Source organism: Cupriavidus necator, assembly GCF_013141915.1.
Lineage (GTDB): Bacteria > Pseudomonadota > Gammaproteobacteria > Burkholderiales > Burkholderiaceae > Cupriavidus > Cupriavidus necator_B.
In genome coordinates this window covers 168,722-176,901 of the sequence record NZ_SROX01000011.1, presented here as the reverse complement: position 1 = coordinate 176,901, position 8,180 = coordinate 168,722, and the positions used below count along the sequence as shown (strand labels likewise).

Here is an 8,180-nt window from a genome sequence, read left to right as displayed (position 1 = left end):
CTCTCTCCTCAGCGGCGGCCGTCGGCCCACGCGCGGCGCGCTTGCTCGCGGTCAGCCGGAAGGCGCTCGAACGGCTTGCACTCGATCTCGCGGTCGAACGGCCGGAACTTGCCTGCCTGGTCGTCCAGTTCGCACCGGCCATAGCCAAGGCGAGCCATCGCGGTATCGGCTTTCAGGTCGCAGTGCTGGCAGATGAGGCAGTTCGGCATAGATAACGAGTGTTCAAAACGCTAACATGTGTGCATGATAGTCAAAATGAAGACGGCTGTGGAGTTTTTTGAGCGCTTCCCTTCATCAGTCCACCAGCCCTTTGCCGCGGCGGGCCGTTCCCGGTTGGGCTGGCCATGCCCCGTGCCATCCGGCGAAGCGCGTCTGTTCGCCGATGTAGGAGAGAGGGACGTCTGCCAAAGCGCCTTGCCGGTTTTTTTCCATCTGCAGCCAGGCAAAGCGTTGCCACTGATCACCGAGGGTGGGGTCGTCCTTGATGGGGCGATGCAGGAACCCGATAACGTCCGCGTCTTGCTCGATGCCGCCGCAGTCCCGGATGTCTGACATGCGGTACCGGCCGCCGCGTTGCTCGGCGCCGCGGTTGAGCTGGACCAACTCAATGACGCCGATGCCAAGATCCTTGGCAAGCGCCTTGACGCCGCGGGAGATTTCCTCAAGCTGGTAGTTCCGCTTCTCGTTCTCGTCCCGGCCTTGCATGAGTTGCAGGTAATCCAGCACCAGCAGGTCCAGCCCGAACTTGCGTTTGGCCGTTCTGGCCTTGTTGCGGACCTCGAGCATGGTCAGGGCCGGCTGATCATCCAGCGCGATGGATAGCTCGTTTGAAACCCGGGTCACAGCGCGCGTCACCCCCTGCCACATCTCGTTGTTATCGGGGTTGGCCTTGAGCACTTCGTCCAGCGGGATTTGGCCCAGCATTGCAATCAGGCGGTCATTCACCTCCTGCGCCGACATTTCCATGGACAGCACAAGCACGCTGTAGCGCTCCGCCACATTGGCGGCGATCGACATGGCCAGGGCGGTCTTGCCAACGGAAGGGCGGGCACCGAGCACGACCACGTTGCCTGGGCGGATGCCCCCGGACAGTACCCGGTCCAGATCATCGATTCCGGTCGGGATAACGCGGACCTTGCCGTCGCTGCGCTGCTCGATGACGTCCATGTGCTCCGCCATGAGGTCGGACACGAGGCGCGGCTCACGCTTGACGACAGCCTCGGAAAGCCTCTCCAACTGCCCTTGGGCGCGGTCGATGAGTACTGCCGCAGCCTCGGCGCTGTTGAGCGCCATTTCCTGCAGGTCGGAAGACAGCGCCAGCATGCCGCGCTTCTGGGCCCGGTCGCGGATGATGTCGGCATAGCGCCGGATGTTCGCCGAGCTCGGGGTGTTGAGTGACAGGCTCGTCAGGTAAGCCATGTCGACGTCGGTGCCTTTGGCGTGAAGCCGCTCGAACATGGTCACAGCGTCGGCGGCATAGCCGGCGATGATGGCGGCCTGGATCTCGCCGTAGATTGCCCGGTGGTCCCCGCGGTAGAAGTGCTCGGCGCGCAGATCGCCGCACCGGTCGATCGCATCGTTGTCGAGCAGGAGGCCGCCAAGGACGGATTGCTCGGCTTCGATGGAATGGGGGATCGCGCCCCGAATGTCGTCGTTGCTCATGCTGCCTTCTTCGCGTAGTAGGTCTTGGCCTGGATGCCGGCCGTGGAAAGTTCGAAGGTGCCGTCCGGCTTGGCGTACCAAAGCCGGTAGTAGCCCTTCTTCACGTAATTCAGGAAGTGCTTACGCCAATCCGCTTGCAGGCGGGATGATTTGTCGCCGCCGGGCAGGAAGTCGCCCTTGAAGACTTGCCAGCAAAGCTGGACGTGCTCCATCGGCAGGCCGGTCGTCTCGACGTAATCGAGCAGCGGGCGGTATTCGCTGATCGGCTTTTCGTCTGCGACCTGGCACTGGTCAACGAAGGTCTTCAGCGAGCAGCGCGTTGCTCTGGCTTTCTTCCGGGTTGACTCTCCCCCCTCGGCGCCGACAGGCGCTGGGGGGTTAGGGGGGGTCTTACTATCTTCTCTACTCTTCTCTTCTCTAGTCCGCTTTTTGTCCGCATCTGCAGCGGACGCGCGTCCGGAACGTTTGCGGTCAGCGTCCTGGGCGCGGCGCTTCGCGGATTGGCCGTTATGGGTCTCAAACTCAGGCAGGACAAGGCCTTCCGGCGTTTCTTCCAACCAGCCGACTGCGGTCATGGCCTCAGCAAAGCCCTGCCAGCCGATCATCTCGTCGACAGTGGCGCAGTTGTAACCCTCTAGTTTCCCGTCAACAGAGTGGACATCGAACAGACACCAAACGGACATTAGTCCGCCAACAGTCCGCAGTCTGTCCGCTTTCAATGCGGACGTGATGCGGACAACTTTCGGATGCGTGAAAAGGTCGCTGCGCATCTTGATCCAATCGCCGGCCATTACTGATGGCCTCCTGCCGAGTGCAGGAAGGCGGAGATCTCGCGCTTCAGTTCCACGCACAGATGCATACGGACGGCCTGCGTGGCGCAAACCGTCATACGATGCAGCAGTTCGTTGATACGCATCTCCTCGGGGGAGAGCGGTCTTTCGGGATTGCAGTCCATTGCTTACCCCAATGGCCCATGGAATAGGGTCGGGCGGCGCGGGCCAGGGCGAGCCCGCGCGGCGGTGGCCACCGCCTGCCCGTTTGTTGATCTAAATTGCGCACACATGTGTGCTTTTCGGTAGCAAGGCCTCAGTCGGTTCGTTGCTTCTGCAATTCCGGCATCTGGTCGACGACCTTGAATTCGGCGCTGCTTCCCTTCGTGGCCTTCTCCATTCGGGTGGCGAGCTTGATGCCCATCGTGCCGCGGCTCAGGGCGTTGCGAAGCGTACTGATGCTGGTTTCCGCCCGTTTCAGTACTGCCTCTCTCTCGCGGCGGCGTCGTTCTCTCTCGCCCGAAGTGATGTCCGGGCCATTGATACTCGTTGCGTCAAACCATTGCGCCAGGTTCATATGGGCTCCTTTCCCATGTCGTACAAACTGCTAACAGGTTAGCACAGAACACGGGTTAGCTAGATGCGAACGTGTTGACATCCCTTAGCGGCTGCTTAAAATAGCCAAATGGACATCAAAACTATTCGCAAAATGAACGTGCGCCTCCTGGAGCGCGAGATAGGGAGCCTGTCGGCTCTGGCTCGGCTCGCAGGCACGACGCAGTCCTATCTCTCGCAGTGCGTGGGCCCAAGCGCATTCCGGGGCATTGGCGGAGAGATGGCCCGAAGGCTCGAGCACGCCATGAAGAAGCCCCACGGCTGGATGGACCAGGCGCACATGGAGGAAGGGCAGGTTTCCTTGGCCCAGCAGGTCTATGACGTGCTGCTGCAGACCAGCCCAAACAAACTTTTCGCGATCGCCGAGCTTCTAGACGTCAAGCTGGATACGAAGGAAGATTTCGAAGAGCTCAAAGAGAATTGGAGGGCATCCAATGAAACCAAAGGACGGGTAATCACCCTAGAGGACGATGAAAGTAACAAGAAAACAACGAAACGCGGTCAATCAAAACCGGGACAACACGACGGCTGATGCCGAGATCGAGAAGTTCCTTCAGCTCTACCGGGAGGGAAAAGTAAGGGGGGCCGTCATCTCATTCACTGACGAGGACGGCAAGATGAAACACAAGCTGATGGGCTCTCTCGCAGAGGACATCAGCGCCGCGATGAATCAGGTCCGCCGTTTGGATTTGGCTGTCTCGCGGCGTTTTTTTTCTAGTTGATGCACACATGTGTGCAATGAGATTGACAATGTGCGCCGTGTTTGCTAATATGCGCGTAGATTAGACAGAGGTCGCCCCACACAACATGACAATGCCACACGAGAGCCCGCACAGTCGGGCTCTTGGCGTTTCTGGAGCGTCCTCTTAGAGAGATCGAGAGCCCTCAAATGCGAAGAGCCCCGCAAGTGCGAGGCTCCTCTTTTGTCGTTCTGACTTCGATCTGGCGCGGGTTCCCCCGGCTCGTCGTTAGCGCGCGGCCCGTGCGCCAGGTACTTGGGGCCGCGCGCAAGCTCTTCTTTTCCTGCCCTCTCGCGCCTCCCGTCTTCTGGCGCAAGTCGTTGGTAGTTCGTTGATCTGCATGCCGTATCTCCTTGCCGGGTGATCCGGCGTAACTGTTTGCTAACGCATGTGCTGTTTGAGCGAAATATAGCGGACGCGTTAGCAAAAGGCAAATACTTTGTGCGTTGCGGGAATGAAACGTCCGCGCGAAGAGGACTACATCAAGCCCGCCCGCAGCGGGCTTTTTGCTTTCTACGGCATGGCTAGGGGGCACCCGAAGCCCGGATCGCTCGTCCGGTCGCCATGCCGCCCAATCCAGAGCGGCCTTGAGCGGAGGCGATATGGCGGTCATCTTGACGGCGCGTGGTGAGCGGATCCTTGTTGATGATGAGACTTTGAGCGGCTAGGCCGGTGCCATTGGCACCTGGATCGCGATGGATATGCCACTCGGAACATCCCCCACCCTTTGCGACCCGGGAAGCGGGCCACCGAGAGATTGCATCGAGCGATCATGGGCTTGACCGTAGGGGGTGGCGGGGAGGTTGATCATGCAAATGGCAACAAGCTTGACAATCGCCGGGGCAATCTACGGCTTTGCACAAAGTCGCAGAATCAATGGAATAAAGGCATCTACTCGAACAATACGAGTGGGTTCAAGGGCGTCTCATACGACGGTCGACAGGGGAAATGGCAGGCGCGAATTCGAGTCGGCGGCAAGATGCGTAGCCTTGGTTATTTCTACGCCCCTGAGCAAGCGCATGCAGCCTACTGTGCCGCAGCGAATGAGTTGCGCGGGCAGTTCGCTCGTACTGCCTAGCTCCCAAGTCCGGCTCCGCGCGAGCGTGACCGGCCGACTGGCTCCCGTAAGGAGCCGCCTCACGCATGACCCCTATGAGAAGCCTGAAGCGGCTGGACCTGAAATCCAGTCTACGTAGGCGTCATGACGTGAGGGTAACCCTCCCATCAGGGAAAGCAGGTGCGCGCAAGGTGATGGGTGCGCGCGGAAATCGGCGAACTGACGCCATTCCTGCCCCTCGCCAATACCTGTGCCCGGTAGTCGTTCGGGACATCGACCGGGTCTGGTGCCGGCGTGCTGGCGGGTAAGCCGCCTCTTCACGCATGGCGACTGCGCTCATTGGTGATCCGGGCAGCTCTCGGAAGTGGTTCGACTCCACAAGGCGCTGGGCAAAGCAAAGCGGTTCGATTCCGCCGCGCAGTCGCCAGCCGTGAGGGAATGCGCAGGCTGATGCGCCAATGACGGTATAGACCTGGGACGTCGCTCGGTGAGCCCATTACCCGAGAAGCCGGAGATCAGCGCCGGCCCCTCAACCTTCACGCATGGCGGCTTCGTGCGGTCAGGTGTCCGCGAGGCCCTGCTGATGCAAGCCCGTCCCCCGAGTGCCAGCCGGCCGCGCAAGCGGTGTATGGGGGTAGCCGCCATCCGTGAGGGCGTAGGCCATAAACGCGAATTGGATGAGCGAGCCGTCAAAAGCTGGCCGCGTGCGGTTCGATTCCGCCGCCCTCAATTTGTCTCCTCCTGCTCGCCCGAAAGGCGGGCCTTCCCGCTTCGGCGGGTTTCTTATTCGTGAGGTGTGCCATGGGCAGTGATGCTTCCATCCTGATCAACGATGTGCGGCCGATGGAACGGCTGCCCAAGGCAATCCAGTCCGAAGGCTGGGATCTGATCAGCGCCGGCGACGTCCGGCCCATGCCGTGATGTGGGGGCCTGTCTACGCTGGCTACTGCTTCGGCCTCTGGCTGCTCATGTGTGGCGTGCCCATGCCGCGCGTCGACGTTAGGCCGATGCCATGACCCTGACCGAAGCACTCCGCATCGCCCAGGCCGCGCTCCTCGATACACCTGGCATCGTGCTGAACCGGAAGACCGGCGAGGCTCACCCGCTGCCGGGCGCCTCGGACGAGTTGCACGAGAGGGCAGACGCCCACAACGCGCTGGGCCGGCATGCCAAGGCGCTTGAGGGATGTGGGAAGTAGCGATGCCGATAGGCCACGCCTATCGCGTGACGTGAAAAGTCTCCGAAATCGCGGACGAGTATCCGCCGAGCGGGCGCAGGCGATAGCCAACGACTAAAAGGGTAAGCATGGCGCTGACAGACAAACAGCGCCGCTTCGTGGATGAGTACCTGATTGACCTGAACGCCACGCAAGCGGCGATTCGGGCGGGGTATAGCGAAAGGACGGCATCAGAGCAGTCATCGCGCCTGTTAGGAAATGTTAAGGTCGCCGCGGCGATTGAGCGGGCGCAGGCCAAGCGGTCTGAGCGCACCCAGATCACCGCTGACAAGGTGCTTCAGCGCTGGTGGGATCTCGCCAACGTCGACGTCAACGAGCTGGTCGAGTACCGCCGCCAGAACTGCCGGCATTGCTGGGGCATCGAGTTCGGATACCAGTGGACTCACGGCGAGTACGAGAAGGCACAGCGCGAAGCTGAAGCCGAGGGGAAGGAATCGCCAAGCTGCGACGGCGGCTTCGGCTTTGACCATCACCGCGAGCCCAACGCCGAGTGCCCGGAATGCGGCGGCGAGGGGCGGGGTAAGGTCCATGTCCACGATACGCGCCGCCTGAAGGGTGCGGCACGCGCTCTATACGCCGGCGTCCACCAGGGCAAAGACGGCCTAAAGGTGCTGCTCGAGGATCGAGGCAAGGCGCTTGAGAATGTCGCCCGCCATCTTGGCATGTTCAACGACAAGCGAGACGACGACATCAAGGCATTGAACGCCGAGCGCCTGCGGATGGAAAACGAGCAGATGCGCAAGGGGATCGACGACCCGGATGACGCGCCTCCCGAGTCGCGTAAGTTCGTGATCGAGGTGCGGGACGCGAGGAAGCGAGACGATGCCGAGCCTTAATGTTCCACAGGCTCAGTTCCTGGCCATGGAGCACAAGTTCCGCGCCTATGTGGCTGGATTCGGCTCCGGAAAGACTTGGGTCGGCTGTGGCGGCCTGATGCAACACTTTTGGGAGTACCCACGCATCAATGCCGGCTACTTCGCGCCGTCGTATCCCCAGATTCGGGACATCTTCTACCCGACCGTCGACGAGGTTGCCTTCGACTGGGGGCTGACAACCAAGGTCAACGAGTCGAACAAGGAAGTTCACCTCTTTGAGGGGCGCAAGTCCCGCGGCACCGTCATCTGCCGGTCGATGGAGCGTCCCGATACGATCGTCGGCTTCAAGATCGGCAAGGCGCTTTGTGATGAGCTGGACGTCATGAAGGCCGACAAGGCGCAGCAGGCATGGCGGAAGATCATCGCCCGTATGCGCTACAAGGTGGACAACCTGAAGAACGGCGTCGACGTGACGACCACGCCGGAAGGGTTCCGCTTCGTGCACAGCCAGTTCGTCAAGCAGTTGAGCGAAAAGCCGACGCTTGGCGCGATGTACGGCCTGATCCAAGCGAGCACGTACGACAACGAAGCGAACCTGCCAGATGACTACATCGACTCGCTGTTCCAGACGTATCCGCCGCAACTGATCGACGCGTATCTGCGCGGCCAGTTCTGCAACCTGACGAGCGGCAGCGTCTATCCGAACTTCGATCGCAAGCTGAATCACAGCGACGCGGAGATCAAGCCTGGTGAGCCGCTGCACATCGGCATGGACTTCAACGTGCTCCGCATGGCTTCGGTTGTGTACGTCATTCGTGACGGCAACCCGATCGCTGTGGACGAGCTGGTCGACGTGCGCGACACGCCGGATATGGCGCGGATGATCGACGAACGCTGGAAGCAGCGCGGCCACGCGATCACGATCTATCCGGATGCGAGCGGGCAGAACACGAGCAGCAAGAAAGCATCCGAATCGGACATATCGATACTCAAGCAGACGGGATTCACGATCAACGTCGGTTCGACGAACCCGGCCGTGAAAGACCGCGTGCTGTCGACGAACGCCATGCTGCACAACGGTAGCGGCGAGCGGCGCATGAAGGTGAACACGCGGCGCTGCCCGAAGTTCACAGAAGGGCTTGAACAGCAGGCATACGACGAGCACGGCGAGCCGGACAAGAAAAGCGGCGTTGACCACGTAAATGACGCCGGCACGTATCCGATCGTTCGCCTGTATCCCATCGTGAAGCGCCAGACGCGCGTCAGCAGCCTGACAGCCTAACC

Annotated in this window: 10 protein-coding genes; 5 read left to right on the top strand and 5 right to left on the bottom strand. The window is 61.0% G+C overall.

Translation table 11 applies throughout. From position 1 onward, the window contains the following. Window positions 1-8: 8 nt before the first annotated feature. The 5 genes from E5S69_RS20490 to E5S69_RS20470 all read right to left on the bottom strand — a co-directional run bounded on the left by E5S69_RS20490 (window position 9) and on the right by E5S69_RS20470 (window position 3,009). Window positions 9-209: a hypothetical protein gene (locus E5S69_RS20490; protein WP_171516451.1), complete on the bottom strand. Its 201-nt coding sequence runs from the start codon at window positions 207-209 to the stop codon at window positions 9-11. A gap of 85 nt (window positions 210-294) precedes the next feature. Then, entirely contained in the window at window positions 295-1,662 is a 1,368-nt protein-coding gene (locus E5S69_RS20485; RefSeq protein ID WP_171516450.1) for a replicative DNA helicase, read from the bottom strand. Beyond that, the gene (locus E5S69_RS32180) at window positions 1,659-2,453 is read right to left on the bottom strand and encodes a hypothetical protein (protein ID WP_216621389.1); all 795 of its coding nucleotides are present in this window, start codon (window positions 2,451-2,453) and stop codon (window positions 1,659-1,661) included. Before E5S69_RS32180 ends, E5S69_RS20485 begins: the two co-directional genes overlap by 4 nt. Next, complete coding sequence (locus E5S69_RS20475) at window positions 2,453-2,617, bottom strand: hypothetical protein (protein WP_171516300.1); 165 nt, start codon at window positions 2,615-2,617, stop codon at window positions 2,453-2,455. The genes E5S69_RS32180 and E5S69_RS20475 overlap by 1 nt, the downstream gene beginning before the upstream one ends. Before the next feature lie 131 nt (window positions 2,618-2,748). Next, window positions 2,749-3,009 (bottom strand): hypothetical protein, encoded by a 261-nt coding sequence (locus E5S69_RS20470; protein WP_171516449.1) that lies wholly within the window; start codon window positions 3,007-3,009, stop codon window positions 2,749-2,751. 108 nt (window positions 3,010-3,117) lie between these two features. Between E5S69_RS20470 and E5S69_RS20465 the strand changes: the two genes are divergently transcribed. From E5S69_RS20465 to E5S69_RS20445, 5 genes are all read left to right on the top strand, one after another. Then, window positions 3,118-3,579, top strand: coding sequence for a hypothetical protein (locus E5S69_RS20465; protein WP_171516448.1), 462 nt, complete (start codon window positions 3,118-3,120; stop codon window positions 3,577-3,579). 935 nt (window positions 3,580-4,514) lie between these two features. Then, window positions 4,515-4,865, top strand: a complete 351-nt coding sequence (locus tag E5S69_RS32975; protein WP_423766655.1) for an HNH endonuclease — start codon at window positions 4,515-4,517, stop codon at window positions 4,863-4,865. 991 nt (window positions 4,866-5,856) lie between these two features. Beyond that, window positions 5,857-6,042: a hypothetical protein gene (locus E5S69_RS20455; RefSeq protein ID WP_171516446.1), complete on the top strand. Its 186-nt coding sequence runs from the start codon at window positions 5,857-5,859 to the stop codon at window positions 6,040-6,042. 107 nt (window positions 6,043-6,149) lie between these two features. Beyond that, entirely contained in the window at window positions 6,150-6,917 is a 768-nt protein-coding gene (locus E5S69_RS20450) for a terminase small subunit (protein WP_171516445.1), read from the top strand. After that, window positions 6,904-8,178, top strand: coding sequence for a terminase large subunit domain-containing protein (locus tag E5S69_RS20445; protein WP_171516444.1), 1,275 nt, complete (start codon window positions 6,904-6,906; stop codon window positions 8,176-8,178). The genes E5S69_RS20450 and E5S69_RS20445 overlap by 14 nt, the downstream gene beginning before the upstream one ends. Window positions 8,179-8,180 lie beyond the last annotated feature (2 nt).

What these genes read in the sequence shown, in the direction of transcription:
- E5S69_RS20450 (WP_171516445.1), top strand. Translation starts at nt 6,150, where the DNA reads ATGGCGCTGACAGACAAACAGCGCCGCTTCGTGGATGAGTACCTGATT.
- E5S69_RS20475 (WP_171516300.1), bottom strand. Translation starts at nt 2,617, where the DNA reads ATGGACTGCAATCCCGAAAGACCGCTCTCCCCCGAGGAGATGCGTATC.
- E5S69_RS20485 (WP_171516450.1), bottom strand. Translation starts at nt 1,662, where the DNA reads ATGAGCAACGACGACATTCGGGGCGCGATCCCCCATTCCATCGAAGCC.
- E5S69_RS20490 (WP_171516451.1), bottom strand. Translation starts at nt 209, where the DNA reads ATGCCGAACTGCCTCATCTGCCAGCACTGCGACCTGAAAGCCGATACC.
- E5S69_RS20470 (WP_171516449.1), bottom strand. Translation starts at nt 3,009, where the DNA reads ATGAACCTGGCGCAATGGTTTGACGCAACGAGTATCAATGGCCCGGAC.
- E5S69_RS20455 (WP_171516446.1), top strand. Translation starts at nt 5,857, where the DNA reads ATGACCCTGACCGAAGCACTCCGCATCGCCCAGGCCGCGCTCCTCGAT.
- E5S69_RS20445 (WP_171516444.1), top strand. Translation starts at nt 6,904, where the DNA reads ATGCCGAGCCTTAATGTTCCACAGGCTCAGTTCCTGGCCATGGAGCAC.
- E5S69_RS32180 (WP_216621389.1), bottom strand. Translation starts at nt 2,453, where the DNA reads ATGGCCGGCGATTGGATCAAGATGCGCAGCGACCTTTTCACGCATCCG.
- E5S69_RS20465 (WP_171516448.1), top strand. Translation starts at nt 3,118, where the DNA reads ATGGACATCAAAACTATTCGCAAAATGAACGTGCGCCTCCTGGAGCGC.